This is a genomic window from Ruegeria arenilitoris, from assembly GCF_013032855.1.
Classification (GTDB): Bacteria; Pseudomonadota; Alphaproteobacteria; order Rhodobacterales; family Rhodobacteraceae; genus Ruegeria; species Ruegeria arenilitoris.
Window position 1 is genome coordinate 131642 of sequence record NZ_WQDA01000002.1, and the last position, 17784, is coordinate 149425.

The 17784-nt window shown below is 62.0% G+C and carries 20 protein-coding genes and 1 tRNA gene; 12 read left to right on the top strand and 9 right to left on the bottom strand.

The features are described from left to right. Positions 1-5: 5 nt before the first annotated feature. The 5 genes from GOW72_RS06795 (at position 6) to GOW72_RS06815 (ending at position 3288) form a co-directional block, all read left to right on the top strand. Positions 6-977, top strand: a complete 972-nt coding sequence (locus tag GOW72_RS06795; RefSeq protein ID WP_093962315.1) for a beta-ketoacyl-ACP synthase III — start codon at positions 6-8, stop codon at positions 975-977. Between the two features lie 96 nt (positions 978-1073). After that, entirely contained in the window at positions 1074-1376 is a 303-nt protein-coding gene (gene ihfA / locus GOW72_RS06800; protein WP_093962316.1) for an integration host factor subunit alpha, read from the top strand. A gap of 18 nt (positions 1377-1394) precedes the next feature. After that, positions 1395-2009, top strand: coding sequence for a MerR family transcriptional regulator (locus GOW72_RS06805; RefSeq protein WP_170358886.1), 615 nt, complete (start codon positions 1395-1397; stop codon positions 2007-2009). Positions 2010-2070: 61 nt separating this feature from the next. Further along, a tRNA-Pro gene (locus GOW72_RS06810) sits at positions 2071-2147 on the top strand. Positions 2148-2208: 61 nt separating this feature from the next. Continuing rightward, positions 2209-3288, top strand: coding sequence for a 2'-deoxycytidine 5'-triphosphate deaminase (locus GOW72_RS06815; protein ID WP_170363291.1), 1080 nt, complete (start codon positions 2209-2211; stop codon positions 3286-3288). Positions 3289-3291: 3 nt separating this feature from the next. Here GOW72_RS06815 and GOW72_RS06820 read toward each other — a convergent pair whose 3' ends face one another. From GOW72_RS06820 to GOW72_RS06850, 7 genes are all read right to left on the bottom strand, one after another. Continuing rightward, a complete protein-coding gene (locus GOW72_RS06820; protein ID WP_093962319.1) occupies positions 3292-3531 on the bottom strand; it encodes a hypothetical protein in 240 nt (79 codons plus the stop codon). 63 nt (positions 3532-3594) lie between these two features. After that, entirely contained in the window at positions 3595-4254 is a 660-nt protein-coding gene (scpB, locus tag GOW72_RS06825) for an SMC-Scp complex subunit ScpB (protein ID WP_170338220.1), read from the bottom strand. Further along, positions 4247-5041 carry a segregation and condensation protein A gene (locus GOW72_RS06830; protein WP_093962321.1) on the bottom strand — a complete coding sequence of 265 codons (795 nt, stop codon included), beginning with the start codon at positions 5039-5041 and terminating at the stop codon, positions 4247-4249. The genes scpB and GOW72_RS06830 overlap by 8 nt, the downstream gene beginning before the upstream one ends. Further along, complete coding sequence (gene nagZ / locus GOW72_RS06835; RefSeq protein ID WP_170366207.1) at positions 5031-6038, bottom strand: beta-N-acetylhexosaminidase; 1008 nt, start codon at positions 6036-6038, stop codon at positions 5031-5033. The genes GOW72_RS06830 and nagZ overlap by 11 nt, the downstream gene beginning before the upstream one ends. Continuing rightward, positions 6035-7096: an SPOR domain-containing protein gene (locus GOW72_RS06840; protein WP_170366209.1), complete on the bottom strand. Its 1062-nt coding sequence runs from the start codon at positions 7094-7096 to the stop codon at positions 6035-6037. The genes nagZ and GOW72_RS06840 overlap by 4 nt, the downstream gene beginning before the upstream one ends. An 88-nt stretch (positions 7097-7184) precedes the next feature. Beyond that, positions 7185-8930, bottom strand: a complete 1746-nt coding sequence (gene argS, locus GOW72_RS06845) for an arginine--tRNA ligase (protein WP_170366212.1) — start codon at positions 8928-8930, stop codon at positions 7185-7187. A gap of 95 nt (positions 8931-9025) precedes the next feature. Continuing rightward, on the bottom strand, positions 9026-10183 hold the full coding sequence (locus GOW72_RS06850; RefSeq protein WP_170366214.1) for a deoxyguanosinetriphosphate triphosphohydrolase: 1158 nt from the start codon (positions 10181-10183) through the stop codon (positions 9026-9028). A gap of 76 nt (positions 10184-10259) precedes the next feature. Between GOW72_RS06850 and GOW72_RS06855 the strand changes: the two genes are divergently transcribed. Together GOW72_RS06855 and xth are read left to right on the top strand one after the other, a co-directional pair. Then, on the top strand, positions 10260-10583 hold the full coding sequence (locus GOW72_RS06855) for a HesB/IscA family protein (RefSeq protein WP_093962326.1): 324 nt from the start codon (positions 10260-10262) through the stop codon (positions 10581-10583). Between the two features lie 244 nt (positions 10584-10827). Beyond that, a complete protein-coding gene (xth, locus tag GOW72_RS06860) occupies positions 10828-11607 on the top strand; it encodes an exodeoxyribonuclease III (protein ID WP_170338208.1) in 780 nt (259 codons plus the stop codon). A 4-nt stretch (positions 11608-11611) separates the two neighbouring features. Here the strand turns inward: xth and GOW72_RS06865 are convergent, their stop codons facing one another. Both GOW72_RS06865 and dksA read right to left on the bottom strand, forming a co-directional pair. Then, positions 11612-12763 carry an FAD-dependent monooxygenase gene (locus tag GOW72_RS06865; RefSeq protein ID WP_170366216.1) on the bottom strand — a complete coding sequence of 384 codons (1152 nt, stop codon included), beginning with the start codon at positions 12761-12763 and terminating at the stop codon, positions 11612-11614. Positions 12764-12834: 71 nt separating this feature from the next. Then, on the bottom strand, positions 12835-13257 hold the full coding sequence (dksA, locus tag GOW72_RS06870) for an RNA polymerase-binding protein DksA (RefSeq protein WP_093962986.1): 423 nt from the start codon (positions 13255-13257) through the stop codon (positions 12835-12837). Between the two features lie 364 nt (positions 13258-13621). Here dksA and GOW72_RS06875 point away from each other — a divergent pair, with 364 nt between their 5' ends. The 5 genes from GOW72_RS06875 to GOW72_RS06895 all read left to right on the top strand — a co-directional run bounded on the left by GOW72_RS06875 (position 13622) and on the right by GOW72_RS06895 (position 17773). Next, the gene (locus GOW72_RS06875) at positions 13622-14467 is read left to right on the top strand and encodes an AAA family ATPase (protein WP_093962329.1); all 846 of its coding nucleotides are present in this window, start codon (positions 13622-13624) and stop codon (positions 14465-14467) included. Between the two features lie 124 nt (positions 14468-14591). Next, on the top strand, positions 14592-15041 hold the full coding sequence (locus tag GOW72_RS06880) for a GNAT family N-acetyltransferase (protein WP_170338202.1): 450 nt from the start codon (positions 14592-14594) through the stop codon (positions 15039-15041). After that, positions 15038-16387 (top strand): DUF2927 domain-containing protein, encoded by a 1350-nt coding sequence (locus GOW72_RS06885; RefSeq protein ID WP_170366218.1) that lies wholly within the window; start codon positions 15038-15040, stop codon positions 16385-16387. The genes GOW72_RS06880 and GOW72_RS06885 overlap by 4 nt, the downstream gene beginning before the upstream one ends. A 26-nt stretch (positions 16388-16413) precedes the next feature. Then, positions 16414-16584: a hypothetical protein gene (locus GOW72_RS06890; protein WP_170338198.1), complete on the top strand. Its 171-nt coding sequence runs from the start codon at positions 16414-16416 to the stop codon at positions 16582-16584. Between the two features lie 4 nt (positions 16585-16588). Further along, positions 16589-17773, top strand: coding sequence for a vWA domain-containing protein (locus tag GOW72_RS06895; RefSeq protein WP_170366220.1), 1185 nt, complete (start codon positions 16589-16591; stop codon positions 17771-17773). Positions 17774-17784 lie beyond the last annotated feature (11 nt).

Consider the following 17784-nt stretch of genomic DNA (forward strand, 5'->3'; position numbering starts at 1 on the left):
CCCAGATGGCAGGCCGTTCAGTCGTTGTAGGTGTCGGGCATTACCTGCCCAAGCGGGTGGTTCCGAACTCCGAATTCGAAAAGACGCTTGATACGACCGATGAATGGATTCGCACCCGTTCCGGTATCGAACGTCGGCACTTTGCGGCCGAAGATGAAACCACGTCCGATCTGGCAACCTATGCGGCCAAAGCCGCTTTGCAGGACGCCGGCCTTACAGCTGATGACATTGACGCAATCGTACTGGCGACCTCGACCGCGGATCTGACGTTCCCGTCGGCCGCAACCATGGTTCAAGCCAATCTGGGCATGACCCGGGGGTTTGCCTTTGATGTTCAGGCCGTCTGCGCCGGTTTCGTGTTTGCGCTGAGCAACGCCAACGCCCTGATCCTTTCGGGTCAGGCCAAGCGGGTGCTGGTGATCGGCGCCGAAACTTTTTCGCGGATCATGGACTGGACCGACAGATCGACTTGCGTGTTGTTCGGGGATGGGGCCGGTGCTCTCGTGCTCGAGGCGCAGGACGGTGCCGGAACAAGCGATGATCGAGGTATCCTGTCCACGGATCTGCATTCGGATGGACGTTACAAGGACCTTCTGTACGTGGACGGCGGGGTGTCGACGCAATCGACGGGCCATCTTCGGATGCAGGGCAACCAGGTGTTCCGCCATGCGGTCGAAAAGCTCACCGCCACGGCAGAAACTGCCCTGGAACGCGCCGGACTGAACAGCCAGGACGTCGACTGGATCGTGCCGCATCAGGCCAATATCCGCATCATTCAGGGCACCGCAAAGAAGATGGGCCTGCCCATGGATCACGTTGTGGTGACCGTTCAGGACCACGGAAACACATCGGCCGCCTCGATTCCCCTGGCCCTGTCGGTGGGCAAGGAACGGGGCCAGATCAAGCAAGGTGATTTGATCGTGACCGAGGCGATTGGCGGCGGTTTGGCATGGGGCTCGGTGGTCCTGCGCTGGTAACCGGCGCAATCCGGCTTACACAGCCGCCCGCAATTCATTGATATTGACAGCGAATTTGCGCTACCCCTATGCTCGAAAATCAATAGGGGAAATGTCATGGGCGATAATACACTGACGCGAATGGATCTGAGCGAAGCCGTGTTTCGCGAAGTTGGGCTGTCACGCAACGAAAGTGCACAGCTTGTCGAAAGCATTCTGAACCACATGTCGGACGCGCTGGTGCGTGGCGAACAGGTCAAGATTTCGTCCTTCGGCACTTTCAGCGTTCGTGACAAATCAGCCCGTATTGGACGCAACCCGAAAACCGGTGAAGAGGTTCCGATCCAGCCGCGCCGCGTGCTGACTTTCCGCCCGTCGCATCTGATGAAGGATCGCGTCGCCGCCGGGAATCGCAAGTAAACCCGGGGCCAGGAGGATATGAGCAAGTCACCCGACGCGTTTCGCACCATCAGTGAAGTTGCGGATTGGCTCGGTGTTCAGGCCCATGTCCTGCGATTCTGGGAAAGCCGGTTTGCACAGGTCAAACCGGTTAAACGGGCTGGCGGTCGCCGTTACTACCGCCCCAACGACATGCGCCTGCTGGGCGGCATCAAGAAGCTGCTGCACGAGGACGGCATCACGATAAAAGGCGTTCAACGCATCCTGAGGGAACAGGGCGTGGCCCATGTGGCGGCGCTGTCACCCGACATCGATGTCAGCGCAGAATCACCACAGACGCCACAGGACGTGGTGGTGTCCTTTCCGCCCAAATCGACCGGTCAGCAAATCGACCTCGATCTGCAGGCCGGCACTGATGGTCCCGGATCGCCAGAGCCTCAGGAAACACCCAGTTCCCCAGACCCCGAGCCGGCGCCCGCGCCCACTGCGGTCAACGGGGACGATGGCATCAGCCCTGCCCCGCTGTTCGGCGGCATCGCCTCCAAAGCTTGGCAGACTACGGATTTTGACGCTGAGGCGCTGCGCCAGATCGCCCCGATCGCGAGGGACCTCAGGGCATGGCTCAGCCGGGTCGAAGGTCAAAAGGCGGGATAAGAAGAAAGGCAATGTTTTCCTCTTGCCCCTGCCGGGAAAATCATTATGAACAGCCCAACGTCGGGCTATGGCGCAGCCTGGTAGCGCGTCCGTCTGGGGGACGGAAGGTCGCAGGTTCGAGTCCTGCTAGCCCGACCAAATCACACCGACGTTTATGGCAGACAGGCCAGATCCCGCTCTGGCACCAGGGGGGATCGGAATGACAGGTGTATGCCCGAACCAGCAAATCGAGGCGATGATCGCGCGCGGTGAGATCTCCGCCGAGCCGGCCATTCTGCCCGCTCAGATCCAGCCCGCCAGCCTTGATCTTCGTTTGGGAACAGTTGCTTACCGCGTCCGTGCGTCATTTCTGGCGGGCGAAGGGCGTTCGGTGTCCGAACGGCTGGCCGAGTTCGAAATGCACCGGATCGACATCACCGACGGCGCCGTTCTCGAAAAAGGTTGCGTCTACCTTGTGCCCCTGATGGAAGCGTTGTCCCTGCCCGGTGACGTGACTGCTGTCGCCAACGCCAAAAGCTCGACCGGGCGTCTGGACCTTCTGACCCGTACCATCACCGACGGCGGAACCGAGTTCGACCGGGTGCCCGCAGGCTATTCGGGGCCCCTCTACGCCGAAATCTGCCCGCGGTCCTTTTCTGTTCTGGTGCGTCCGGGGATGCGGCTGAACCAGATCCGTTTCCGGCAAGGCCAGGCAGTTTTGTCCGATGCGGACCTGACCGCTCTGCATGCGGAATCACCATTGGTCGATGGTCCGGCCGTCATTCAGGACGGTCTGGGGTTTTCGGTCGACCTGCGCCTGCCCAACACCGACCTTGTTGGCTATCGCGCGAAACCGCATACCGGCGTGATCGACCTTGACCGGATCGGCGAATACGACCCGCAGGAATACTGGGAAGAAGTGCGCACCAAGGACGGGCGGATCATTCTGGATCCGGGCGCATTCTATATCCTGGTCAGCCGAGAGGCAGTTCACATCCCACCGATGTACGCGGCCGAAATGGCGCCCTATCTGGCGATGGTGGGCGAATTCCGGGTGCACTACGCGGGCTTTTTCGATCCGGGCTTCGGTCATGCCGAAGCCGGAGGCGCCGGGTCACGTGGAGTTCTGGAAGTTCGCTGTCACGAAGCGCCCTTCGTGCTGGAGCATGGACAGGTCGTCGGGCGGCTGGTCTATGAGCGTATGGCCGAGATGCCGACACAGCTGTACGGCGCAGGAATTGCTTCGAACTATCAGGGCCAGGGCCTGAAATTATCGAAGCATTTCAAGTCCGCACAGTAAACCTCAGAACCGCATGAACCGCCGCATCTGGCGGGTCAGCTGCTTGGCCTGTTTCATGCTCGGGCTCTGTCCGCCTGCACTTTGCGCCATGCGCCGGTCGGTTTGAGGATCGCGCGCCTGGCTCTGTTGGCCCGGCTTGCGGGTCGCACGATCGGCAAGGTCAAAACCTTTGTCGACACCACGCGTGACCAGCCTGCGCATGACTTGCCGAACGATCATGTCGATGATGCGGTTTGCGTTCATTTCGGTCTCCGTTCCTCTGCGCCGAACCTAACGGCGATATGCGCCGACAAATGGGCGACGCAATCAATCTTCCTCGAACAGTTCGGACTGATCTTCGTCACCCGTTTCATCTTCGTTGGCCTCGCCGATCGGCATCGCCCCCGGCGGCGGCCGGTTTTCCAGCAAGCCAGCAGCGCGCAGTTCCTTAAGGCCCGGCAAGTCACGCGCGCTTTCCAGACCGAAATGGTCCAGGAATTGAGGCGTTACGACAAAGGTCACCGGACGGCCCGGCGTCATGCGGCGACGGCCCAGCCGGATCCACTCCATCTCCAGCAGCTGGTCGATGGTTCCCCGCGACACGGACACGCCGCGGATTTCTTCGATCTCGGCGCGGGTGCAGGGCTGATGATAGGCCACGATCGCCAGGGTCTCGATGGCGGCTCGGCTCAGCTTGCGGGTCTCGACCGTTTCCTTCTGCATCAGGAATCCTAGATCGGGGGCCGTGCGAATGGCCCACGCCTCGCCCACTTTGACCACGCGGACCCCGCGCCCTTCATAACGTTTCTGCAGCAGTTCCAGCGCTTGCGCTGCGTCGCAACCATGCGGCATCCGCGCTTCAAGATCGGCAACTGTCACTGGCTCAGCGCTGGCGAACAGTACCGCCTCGACCATACGCTCCTGCTCAGCCAGCGGAGGCGCTTCGAACAGGGTGCCGGTGCCGTCGTCTTCGGGGGCGTCAGTCACGTTTGTCAGTCCTTCTGCGCAGTTGGATCGGAGCAAAGGTCTCGCTTTGCTTGATCTCCATATGTCCTTCCTTGACCAGCTCCAGCGAGGCCGCAAACGTCGCCGCCGTGGCCGAGCGCCGCCGCACCGGGTCAACGTCCCATCCGTCGGGCAGGTAGGTTTCCATGTCGGTCCAGGTTCCGGCAAATCCGATCAGCGGGCGCATCCGTTCCAGCGCCTGCTCCATCGTGAAAACGGCGTCGCGGTCCATCACGAAGGGCCGGAACTCGTCGCGGGTGCGTATGCGGGCATAGCCCTGCATCAGGTCCAGCAAGGTGGCGGAATAGGTGACCGTGCGGATGCGGGTGACATCCTCGCCCTGCCCGCGCCTGAAGAAATCGCGCCCCAACTGGTCGCGCGCCATCAGGCGGGCGGCCGCGTCGCGCATCGCCTGCAGGCGTTCCAGCTGAAAGGCCAGGTGCGCGGCCAGTTCCTCGCCCGTCGGCCCCTCTTCGTCGGGGTCGGGCGGCAGCAACAGCCGGGATTTCAGAAAGGCCAGCCATGCGGCCATCACCAGGTAATCGGCGGCCAATTCGATCCGCAGGGCGCGGGCGCGTTCGACAAAGGCCAGATATTGCTGCGCCAGCGCCAGAACCGAGATCTTGCGCAGATCGACCTTTTGCGTCCGCGATAGGGTCAGCAGCACGTCCAGCGGGCCTTCAAACCCGTCGACGTCCACGATCAGCGCCTCGGCGGCCAGCCGATCGGCGACCGAAACCGGGTCTTCGCTGAAAAGGTTATCCGTCATATACCTGCCCGCCCATCAGACGGGATAGTTCCGTCTCGGCGGCACGGATGTCAAGTTCCTCGGGCGATTGCCGCTGTGCCAGCGCCTTGTCTGCGCGGGCTTGTGCCGCCTCGAACATCTCGCCCGCAGCTTCCATGACCGCCGCCCTGTCGGCAAGCGAGCCGTTGCAGTGCAGCACAACATCGCATCCTGCGGCCAGGGCCTGACGTGACAGGTCGGCCAAAGACCCGCTGAGCGCCTTCATCGAGATGTCGTCGGTCATGATCAGGCCGTCAAACCCGATCTGATCTCGGATCACAGCCATCATCTGCGGAGAGATCGTTGCCGGTCGTTCATCCAGCTGCTCAAAGACCAAATGGGCCGTCATGCCCATCGGCAGATCGTTCAAGGCGCGAAACGGGGCAAAATCGGTCTGCAACAGATCGTCCAACGGCGCATCGACATGCGGCAGATCGAAATGGCTGTCCAAAGTCGCCCGCCCGTGGCCGGGAATATGCTTGACGATGGGCAACACGCCACCGTCCAGATGACCCTGCGCAACAGCCCGGCCGATTTTCGCGACCGTAGCAGCATCGCTACCGTAGCACCGGTTGCGCAAAAATGCGTGGGTGTCCGGACGCGCCAGATCCACCATCGGTGCGCAGTTGCTGTCGATCCCCATGGAATACAGTTCATGCGCGATCAGGCGGTACCGCAGGTACATGGCCCGCTCGGCATGTTCGCCGGCACGCTCCGCATGATCCAATGGGGGCATCCATTGCCGCGCAAGTGGCGCGCGCAAACGTTGGACTCGTCCGCCCTCTTGGTCGATGGTGATCGGACAGTTTCGACCGACGGCCTCGCGAAAGTCGTCACACAAGGCGCGGACCTGATCTGCGGTTTCGATATTGCGGGCGAACAGAATGAACCCGAACGGGTTCATCTGTCGAAACAACGCCTTCTCTTCGGGTGTCAATCGCAGCCCGGCCGCATCGGTGATCGTGGCGCCAAACCTCACCGCACGGCAACCGGGATACAGTCAGCGTCCTGTGCGACCAGGGCGGCGCAGAACTGGCGCGAGTCGCTCAGGTCATCGAACCCCAGGACCCGCAGACGGTAAAACGTGCGGCCTCCGCTTGAGGTTTTCTGGATAACCCTCTGCTTCCCATCCATATATTCACCAAACCGACGATACAGCCTGTCCCATTCCGCCTGCGCGACCTCGGGGCTTTCAAACGCACCCAGCTGCGCCAGCCGGGTACCTTTGGTCAAGGTGTTCGGGTCGACATCCAACCCTACAGCAGCTTTGACCGCGGCGTTGATCGCGTCTTCACTGACTGCAGGCTGTACAGCCGAAGCTGCGCGCGCCGGGCGGCGGAGCGGACGCAGAGACCGGCGCACGCCCGGCAGGGCCGCGATTTCGGGATCGGGCAGCTGAGCGGCGAGATCGGCCGGATCAATGGCTGGCTCGTCATCGTCCAAGTTCAGGGATGCAAGCTGCACGCCCTCTTCGGTCTGCGGTGTCTCAACGGCAGGCGCGCCGGACAGTTCGGCCACCACGGCGTCAACCGCGCCTTGGCGCAGTTCGGCGGCTTCCTGGTTCGAGATTTCCTGTTCGACGACATGCACGGCGGGGGTCGGCTTCAGCTCACCCATCGCCACGTCTTCATCCGTCAGGGAAACGGGGCGCGGCGCAAGGATCAGCCGGTCGGCCGGAGGCGCCGCGGTTCCAACCGCCGCAACTGCATTGACCGCAAGACCCTGGTGATCGGCGGGTGTGCCCCCGGGAGTTTCCGGCTGCACCCGCATCGGCCCCTCGGCCGCGCGTACGACCGGTACGCCGCTCACATCGCGCATGACCAGCTTGTACCCCCAGATCGCGACGCCAGCGACAAGCGCCAGAGACGCGGCAGCACCCAGCAGGTTGACGACCCGCCCGAGGGCCGCGTCCGCCGGCACACCCTCAGCCTGGTTCATCATGTTGTCGGGATATTCATACCCATCTTCGGGGTGGAACTGATTCGAGTAATGCGCGTGCTCGGGGCTGGTCTGCCCCGAGAAATCGTAACTGGTCATATCCGCCTCACTGCCCGTTTCGCGCCTGAAATTGGGGCGCGCGGGTCATTTCTTGCCTACCTCGGGCCGGCGGTTCGGGCAGTGTTGGTTACCGCATCTCCTTCGCCGGCGTGACACCAAGAATACCCAAGCCTGCTGAAATCACAACAGAAACGGCCCGGGCCAGCGCGATTTTTGCCTGGCTTGTTGCCGCGTCACCATCTTGCAGGAAGCGCAGCGACATTTCTTCGTTGCCCTTGTTCCACAACGCATGAAAATCCCCTGCAAGTTCATACAGATAGAAGGCAACCCGATGCGGTTCGTTGGTACGCGCAGCGATCTCGACCAGCCGTGGCCATTCGGCCAGCTTTTTGGCAACAACCAACTCGGACGCGTGGTCGATCTTGCTCAGATCAGCAGCTTTGAGAGTTGCATCGTCCGCGGCAACGCCCGCTTCGGCGGCCCGGCGCAGCACGCTCCTGACCCGGGCATGGGCGTATTGCACGTAGAACACGGGGTTCTCGCGGCTTTGCTCAAGCACCTTGTCGAAATCGAAGTCCAACGGCGCATCGTTCTTGCGGGTCAGCATCACGAACCGGGTCACGTCCGGGCCGACCTGGTCGACCACATCGCGCAGTGTGACGAAATTGCCGGCCCGCTTGGACATCTTGAACGGCTCGCCGTTTTTCCACAGCTTCACCAACTGGGTCAGCTTGATGTCCAGCGGCACCTTGCCGTCTGACAAAGCCGAAACAGCGGCCTTCATCCGCTTGACGTAGCCGCCGTGATCTGCGCCGAACACGTCGATCAGCGCGTCGAACCCGCGGCTCACCTTGTCGTAGTGATAAGCGATGTCCGGAGCAAAATAGGTCCAGCTGCCGTCGGATTTCTTGACAGGGCGATCCACATCGTCGCCATGCGAGGTGGACTTGAACAGGGTCTGCTCGCGCGGCTCCCAGTCTTCGGGGGTTTTGCCCTTGGGCGGCTCAAGAACGCCTTCATAGATAAGCCCCTTGTCGCTGAGCGACTTCAGAGCGGCCTCGATCTTGCCGGTTCCGTACAGCGACTTCTCCGAGAAGAACACGTCCATCTCGACGCCCAGCGCCTTCAGATCGGCGCGGATCAGATCCATCATCGCGTCGGTTGCAAAAACGCGGACCTCGGCCAGCCACTCGCTTTCAGGCTTGTCCAGCAAGCTGTCGCCGTATTTTTCCTTCAGCGCCTCACCGATCGGGATCAGGTAGTCGCCCGGGTAAAGGCCTTCGGCGATCTCCGGGCTCAGGCCGTTGGCCTCGCGGTACCGCTCGAACGCGGACCGGGCCAATACATCCACCTGCGCACCGCCATCGTTGATGTAGTATTCACGGGTCACGTCGTGGCCGGAATAGGCCAACAGGCTGGCCAGCGCGTCGCCGAACACCGCGCCACGCGTGTGGCCCACATGCAGCGGTCCCGTGGGGTTGGCCGAGACGTATTCCACGTTCACCTTCAACCCCTGCCCCATGTTCGAGCGACCATAGTCCGTGCCCTGTTCCAACACCGCACCCAGAACGCCCTGCCAGACCGACGGAGCGAGCCGCAGGTTGAGAAAGCCCGGACCTGCAACCTCGGCACTCGTGATCCGCTCATCGGCGGCCAGTTTCGCGGCCAGCGCATCGGCAATGTCACGCGGCTTCATCTTGGCCGGCTTGGCCAACACCATCGCGGCATTGGTCGCCATGTCTCCATGGGCGGCGTCGCGCGGGGGTTCGACCGCAACGTTGTCAAAGCTCAGCCCCTCGGGCAGCGCGCCTTCGGACTGCATCTGCGTCAGCGCGTCCAGAACAAGGCCGCGGATCTCGGAGAACAGGTTCATTTCGGATGTCCTTTTGCTTGCGCAGCGGTTTACCACGCAAGGCGGCAAGGTCAATGCAGGCGAGCGGTCCAATCCAGCTTTCGCAGCATGCAGCCCTAGACCTGCGGGGGCTGCGCGCCGGTCAGGCGCGCATGATCCTGCAATGCAAAGCGATCGGTCATGCCCGCAATATAGTCTGATACGATCCGGGCCAACGCAGTCTCGTCCGGCGCCGCTTCGATATCCGAATGCCAATGCCGAGGCATCTGGCGCGGGTCGCTCAGATAGATCGGGAACAGCTCCTCGACTACGCGACTGACCTTGGCGCGCACCTCCATGACGCTGGGCGCCCGGTACATGCGGGTGAACAGAAACGCCCGGATATCGTTGAGCTGCGCCCAAAGATCATCCGAAAAGCGGATGACAGGCGCCCCGAGGTGACGAACATCCTCGACTGTTTGCGCACCCGATCTCTCCAGAACCTCGCGCGAGGTGTCGATTACATCCGAAACCATCACGCCGAACACCCGCCTCAGCGCCTCGTGACGACGCCGGTAGAAATCCAACCCGGGATACTTGCGATCCACCTCGGCATAACACTCCCGGACAATCGGCAATTGGGCGATCTCGTCGTCGGTAAAAAGTCCGGCCCGCAGGCCGTCGAACAGGTCATGATTGTTGTAGGCGATGTCGTCGGACAGTGCCGCAACCTGCGCCTCTGCGCTGGCATGGGTGTGCAGTTCAAGGTCAAAATCGGCATTGCACTCGGCCAGCGCCCAGGGCAGCACGCCCGTAACCGGGCCGTTGTGCTTGGCGATGCCCTCAAGGCATTCCCATGTCAGGTTGCACCCGTCGAAATCCGCGTAATGCTGTTCCAGCTTGGTGACGATGCGGATCGCCTGGGCGTTGTGGTCGAAGCCCCCGTAGGGCGCCATCAGCGCATGCAGAGCGTCCTCGCCGGTATGGCCAAACGGCGTGTGGCCCAGATCATGCGCCAGGGCCACGGCCTCGGTCAGTTCGGGGTTCAGCCCCAATGCCCCCGAGATCGTGCGCGCGACCTGCGCCACCTCGATCGAATGGGTCAGGCGCGTGCGATAGCTGTCGCCCTCATGCTCGACAAAAACCTGTGTCTTGTGCTTAAGACGTCGGAACGCGCTGGCGTGTATGATCCTGTCCCGGTCCCGTTGAAAGCACGACCGGAAACTGCTTTCTTCCTCTGGCACCAGCCGCCCGCGCGCCCGGCCCGGATCGGCAGCAAATCCTGCTCGCTCCAATGGTCTTGTCCTTGTCGCCTGTCTCCGGGGTTTCTATATTGTAGACCAACGAGGAAATAAACCTTTGGAGCATGGCATGAATCTGCCTCCGAGAGTCACAGAACGCGCCTTCGAGAGGCTTGCCGAGATCGGCGCCGCCGACAACGGCAAGGCCCTGCGCATCGCCGTTGAAGGCGGAGGGTGTTCAGGCTTTCAGTACGAAATCGCATTGGACGAGCCCAAGGACGATGATCTGGTACTGGAAGGCAAAGGCCAGAAGGTTGTCGTCGACGAAATATCTTTGCCGTTCCTGGAAAATGCGACGATAGATTTCACGCAGGAACTGATCGGCGCCCGGTTCGTGATCGACAACCCCAACGCAACCTCTTCCTGTGGGTGCGGCACGTCTTTTTCGATGTGATCAATCGTGGGGGCGTTGCGCCCCCGTCCTCTGAATATCTCTATGATCTGCAGGAGCGCCCGCTGTCCCGCGATCAGGCCTTAGGGCGCGGGTTGACCGTGTTTGGCCCCACGCCCACTGGGCCAGTTCGTCGTCGCGTCATCCGTCCCCAAACGCCCCCGGTGCCCGCGGCAGGCCTGACTGACACCTTGTGATGGCCTCCGTTCTGGGCGATAGGTTTCGGCAGAGCTTCGGAGGGACCGGGATGAAAATCGCAACATTCAACATCAACGGCATCAAGGCGCGGGCCGAGGCTCTGCCCCGCTGGTTGGACGAAGCCCAGCCCGATGTAGTCCTGCTGCAGGAAATCAAATCCGTCGACGAAAACTTTCCCCGCGAGATCTTTGAGGAACGCGGCTACAACGTCGAAACCCATGGCCAGAAAAGCTTCAACGGCGTGGCGATACTTTCGAAATATCCGCTGGAAGACGTCTCGCGCGGGCTGCCCGGGGATGAAGAGGACGAGCAGGCGCGATGGATCGAGGCAACCGTCATCGGCAAGCGGGCGCTGCGGATTTGCGGGCTTTATCTTCCCAACGGGAACCCTGCTCCGGGGCCGAAATTCGACTACAAGCTTGCGTGGATGGAGCGGCTGTACGAGCGCGCCCGTGATCTTCTAGCCACGGAAGAGCCGGCCCTCATGGCCGGGGACTACAACATCATTCCGCAAGCCGAGGACGCGAAACGCCCGGAGGCCTGGCGCGAAGACGCCCTGTTTCGGCCGGAAAGCCGCGCGGCGTTTCGCAAGGTGCTGAACCTTGGCTTCACCGAAGCGTTCCGCGCGCGGACACAAGGCCCGGGCCACTATTCGTTCTGGGATTATCAGGCCGGCGCGTGGAACCGGAATGACGGCATTCGCATTGACCATTTCCTTCTGACACCACAAGCGGCGGACCTGATGCGCGATTGCCAGATCGACGCCGCAGTGCGCGGACATGAAAAACCGTCCGATCACGTCCCTGTCTGGGTGGACCTCGACATCTGACCCGTCAGGCCGTCGGATCGTAGTCGTAGATCCAGTCGTATCGACGCGTCAGGCGAGGACCAATCAGGGCCAAGGCCGCCTGCGCCGCCAGTCGTGCGGGACCGCGCAAATGAAAGTTCCGCGCGTTGGCACCGGCAGCTGCGACCACCTTGCGCGCGCGGGGTTTCCTCGTGCTTTCATAGGCTTCGAGTGCGCGGCGGACACCCGACTGTTCGTCAAAAGATCGGGCCAGGATCCAAGCATCCTCAAGCGCGAGGCACGCCCCTTGAGCCATAAACGGCAATGTCGGATGCGCGGCGTCCCCCAGAAGGACAACGCGACCATTCTGCCATTTCTGTGCCACCGGGCGCAGAAACAAAGCCCACAGATGGACATCCTGCACCTGCGCAAGCGCGGCGCCGGCCGGACCGCCGAAATCGGAAAAACGCGCCCGCAGGTCCTCGGGGTCACCGCGCAGGCGCCAGTCCTCTTCCCGCCAGTCGGACCGCTCTTCTACCGCCACGATGTTCAACATGGACTGCTTTCGCAGCGGATAGGTCACGACATGACGCCCGGGGCCCATCGTCAGCGATGCCATGGGCTCGGCTTCGTGGTCGGTCCAGGGCACAGTTGACCGCCAGGCCACCTGATGCGTGAACGCGGGCGCTTCGGTTCCGTTCAGGATGGGCCGGATACCGCTGCGCCCGCCATCCGCTGCAACGGCGAATTCAGCGCGCAGCCGGGTGCCATCCTGCAGCGCAATCTCGGCTTCGGCTGGATGCTTCCGAACATTGGTGACGCGGGCATTCAGTCTGATCGACACCCCTGCGCGCTCGGCCGCCTTTTGCAACACGTCCAGAAGGTCAGCGCGATGGAAATACCACGTGGGTCCGGCCGAAGGTGCCGGAAGACGGCTGACGACGCGGCCCCGCCGATAATCGCGCAGAAGAGTGCCGTGAGAGAGTTGTGCGACCCGACCGGGATCATCCACGACACCCAGCGCACGCAGGACCGCCATGCCGTTGGCGCTGATTTGCAGGCCGGCCCCGACCTCGGTCAAGGCCTCGGCCTGCTCGAGCACGGTCACCCGTGCACCGCGTTGCTGCAAGGCCAACGCAGCGGCCATGCCGCCGATCCCGCCGCCGATGACACAGATTTGCAAACCGTCGATCTTCATGACACTGGTCTAACGCAAAAAGGCCGGAGCCATAGGCCCCGGCGCATGTCTTTTTTGAAAGAACCCAGCGATCAATCGTCGCGGTGAACTTTTTCGCGACGCTCGTGACGCTCTTGTGCTTCCAGCGTCATGGTCGCGATCGGACGCGCATCCAGACGCTTGAGCGAGATCGGGTCACCGGTCTTTTCGCAGTAACCGTATTCGCCCTCGTCGATCCGGCGCAGAGCGGCGTCGATCTTGGCAACCAGTTTGCGCTGTCGGTCCCGGGTGCGCAGCTCCAGCGCACGGTCGGTTTCCTCGCTGGCGCGGTCTGCAACGTCGGGAATGTTACGGGTGCTGTCCTGCAGCCCCTCGATCGTGTCCCGGCTGCCTGCCAAAAGTTCGTTTTTCCAGTTCAGCAGCTTGCGGCGGAAATACTCAAGCTGGCGTTCATTCATGAAAGGTTCATCTTCGGCCGGACGATAGTCCTCCGGCAGAAAAACTTCCTGCTTCATATTGGCTCCCTCGGTATGGCCAGAAACGTCTTTTGCGGTCGTGTCGCCTGACATTTGGCACCCCCTTCTGCGCAGCGTTTAACTGACGGGACGGGGAATGTCACTATCCAAACGCAACCCCGACGCGCCGTTATGAGAACCGGTATAAATATGAGACTTTGGACACCAAATCGTTGCCATTCTGTGAAAGCGAAAGGACTATTTTGCGGCAGAACACCCGCGAGCGGATGATGGAATCGGTGCGATTCGTCCCTCGCGCGCGCCGTTGGCAGCCCGCGACGCTGCGGCCCGGCTTGTCATTCGGCCCCGCCCTAGGTAACCCGGTTCCCGTCTCCTGTTGCTGCGACCATCATACGAGGGCCCCATGACCGCACGTTTCAAAGGCACAGCCGAATACGTTGCCACCGACGACCTGACCATTGCCGTAAACGCAGCCGTCACGCTGGAACGACCGCTGCTGGTCAAGGGTGAACCCGGCACGGGCAAAACCGAACTGGCCAAACAGGTCGCCGGCGCGCTGGGTCTCAGGATGATCGAGTGGAACGTCAAGTCGACCACCCGCGCGCAACAGGGTCTCTACGAATATGACGCCGTCAGCCGTCTTCGCGACAGCCAGCTGGGCGACGAACGTGTGCACGACGTGTCGAACTATATTCGCAAAGGCAAGCTGTGGCAGGCCTTCGACGCCGATGAAAAGGTCGTGCTGCTGATCGACGAGATCGACAAAGCCGATATCGAGTTCCCCAACGACCTGCTGCAGGAACTCGACAAGATGGAGTTCCACGTCTACGAGACCGGCGAAACGATCCGGGCCAAACACCGACCCATCGTGATCATCACCTCGAACAATGAAAAGGAACTGCCAGACGCCTTCCTGCGCCGCTGTTTCTTCCACTATATCCGTTTCCCCGACGAAGCCACGATGCGCCGCATCGTCGAAGTGCATCACCCCGGCATCAAAGAGGCGTTGCTGACCACCGCCCTGACCCAGTTCTACGAGATCCGCGAAACGCAGGGGCTGAAGAAAAAGCCCTCGACCTCCGAGGTGCTGGACTGGCTCAAGCTGCTCCTGGCCGAGGATCTGGATGCCGAAGACCTGAAGCGCGATGGCGTCAATGCCCTGCCCAAGCTGCACGGCGCCCTGCTGAAGAACGAGCAGGACGTGCATCTGTTCGAACGGCTGGCCTTCATGGCGCGCGCCAAGCGCTGAAGCCCGCCCATTCATGAATACTTGGTGATCACGGCTTGCCTTGCGGCAAGCCTGATGCCAGCATTGCTGCAACAAAGATCAAAGACCACGACACCGAGCACGCTGTAGAGCAGGACCACCCGAATTGACCCAAGCGCCGCGCATTCGTCCCCTCAAGCCCGAAGACCGGCCGAGCTGGGACTTGTTGTGGCGGGCGTATCTTGAATTCTACGAAACGGTATTGCCCGACGAGGTCTACGACAGCACGTTTGCGCGCCTGCTGGGGGATGATCCGCAGGACTTTTCATGCCTAGTGGCCGAGTTGGACGGCGAATTGATCGGGCTGACCCACTTCCTGTTTCATCGCCATGCCTGGAAGATCGAAAACGTCTGCTATCTGCAGGATCTCTATGCCAGCCCGCATGTGCGCGGCACCGGTGTCGGTCGGGCGTTGATCGAGGCCGTCTATGCCGAAGCCGACCGAAAAGGCGCGCCCGATGTCTATTGGCTGACGCAGGAGTTCAACCACACGGCGCGCCAGCTTTATGACCGCGTCGGCCAACTGACGCCTTTCCTCAAGTATCGGCGTCCATGAAACGTCTGGCCGGCATATTTCTTGGCTTTGTCCTTGCCGGATGCAGTTCGGTCGACCGGATTGAGTTGCCCGATGAAATCAAGGTGACCGAGGCCGCGGCACCGGTGTCTCAGGCTTTCGGCACGCCACGTCCTTTCCCGCCGGCCCGGTCAAATACGAACATCGCGGCAGATTTTGTGGACCTGCATTTCTCGCTGGAAAGCGGCACCGCCCTGCCCGTGTTTACGCGGTTCGAGGGTCCGATCACAGTTCGGCTGACGGGCGCCCCTGCCCCCACGATGCAATCCGACCTGACGCGTCTGCTGACCAGACTGCAGCGCGAAGCCCGGATCGACATCCGCCAGGTCAACGATGGGCCAGCCAACATCACGATCGAAGCAGTGACCCAGCGCCAGATCCAGCGGCTGCTGCCGCAAGCCGCATGTTTCGTTGTACCCAACGCGTCCAGCCTCGAGGAATACAACCGAGACAAGCGCAAGACCAAAAGCAGTTGGCGCGCGCTGCGCAGCCGCGAGCGGTTGGCGATCTTCATTCCCAACGATGTCAGCCCCCAGGAAATGCGGGATTGCCTTCACGAAGAACTTGCACAGGCGATCGGGCCTCTGAACGACATGTACCGCCTGCCGGATTCGGTCTTCAACGACGATAATTTCCACACTGTCCTGACCGGGTTCGACATGCTGATCCTGCGCGCGACCTATGTGCCGGAACTACAGACCGGAATGACCCGGGAACAGGTGGCGCAGGTCATACCCGGGGTCATCGCCCGCCTGAACCCGCGCGGTGCCAATTTGCCCGTCCAGCCAATCTCGGAGACCCCGCGCGAATGGATCGACGCCGTGCAACTGGCGGTCGGCAAGGGCCGGGCCTCGCCGCGGCAAATGCGGGCCATCGACCGCGCGATGCGGATCGGCCGAGAGCAAGGTTGGACCGATCACCGCCGGGCGTACCCCCATTATCTGAAGGCCCGTTTGGGTGAATTCGGCGCCCCCGAGGAAGCGCAGCGCGAATATGCCATCGCCCTGCAATACCTGCGCGCGACCCCCGGAACCGAGCTTCAGCGCGCGCATATCTCGGTTCAGACGGCGGCCTATGCCTTGACCCAGGGGCGCGGCCCCGAAGCCCTGCCGGACCTCGACCGGGCCATCGCGACGATGACGCGGGCCGAAAACGCCTCGATGTTGGCGACGCTGCTGCTGCTGAAGGCCGAGGCCCTGAAGCAGGCCGGCAAACCCGAACAGGCACGCTCCGTCAGGCTGGACAGTCTGGGGTGGGCGCGCTACGGGTTTGGCTCGGAATTGGTGGTCAGCACGTTGATGCAGGACGTCGCGCTGGGGGCCCCGTAACATCGCAAAAGGCGGGTGACTAACACATGCTAGTGGTTGTGGGAATGGCGGTCCTGGGGGCGGCTCTGGGCGCGCTGACGGCACGAAAACGCAAAGGCAGCGGCGCGGATATCGCCCAGTATGCGGCCGGCTACGGCATTGCATTTGCATTGGCGGGACTGGCCATTTCGCTTGTTCTAGTGCGGGTGATAGGCTGAGCCGATGTTCATCCCCTTTTTCGAAAACCTCAGAAAAGCAGGCATCCCCGTCTCGTTGCGGGAATACCTGACTTTTCTGGAGGGGATGAAAAAGGGGCTGGCCACCTACGACATCGAGGCGTTCTACTACCTCGCCCGTGTCTCGATGGTGAAGGACGAGCGCAACATCGACAAGTTCGATCGCGCCTTTGCCGCCAGCTTCGAAGGGCTGTCCGAGATCACCTTCGATCAGGTGCTCGAGGCCGTGGACATCCCGGCCGAGTGGCTGGCCAAGATGGCCGAGAAGCACCTGTCAGACGAGGAAAAGGCTGAGATCGAAGCGCTTGGCGGTTTCGACAAGCTGATGGAGACGCTGCGCGAGCGGCTGAAGGATCAGCAAGGCCGCCACCAGGGCGGCAACAAGTGGATCGGAACGGCGGGCACCTCGCCCTTCGGCGCTTACGGCTACAATCCCGAGGGCGTGCGCATCGGCCAGAAAGAAAGCCGCCACCAGCGTGCGGTCAAGGTCTGGGATAAGCGCGAGTTCCGCAATCTGGACGACACGGTCGAACTTGGCACCCGCAACATCAAGGTCGCGCTGAAACGCCTGCGCCGCTGGGCCCGTGAGGGCGCCGCCGAAGAACTGGACCTCGACGGCACCATCCGCGCCACGGCCGAGCACGGATACCTGGACGTCAAGACCCGGCCCGAACGGCACAATGCGGTCAAGGTGCTGCTGTTTCTCGATGTGGGCGGCTCGATGGACCCGCATATCAAGGTGGTCGAGGAATTGTTCTCGGCCGCGCGGTCCGAGTTCAAGCACCTGGAATATTTCTATTTCCACAACTGCCTGTACGAAGGCGTCTGGTGCGACAATCGCCGCCGGTGGGATGCGCAGACCCCCACGCATGAGGTGCTGCGGACCTACGGCCCCGACTACAAGTGCATCTTCGTGGGTGATGCGTCGATGTCGCCTTACGAGATCGCCTATCCCGGCGGCGCCAACGAGCACTGGAACGCCGAGGCCGGGCAGGTCTGGCTGCAGCGCGCGCGCGAACAGTGGACGTCGAACCTGTGGATCAACCCGGTGCCCGAGAAATACTGGGAATACACCCATTCCATCGGCATGATCCGCGAGATCTTCGAAGACCGGATGGTGCCGATGACGCTGGCCGGGCTGGAACGCGGCATGCGCGAGCTGACGCGATAGCGCCAGCCCGG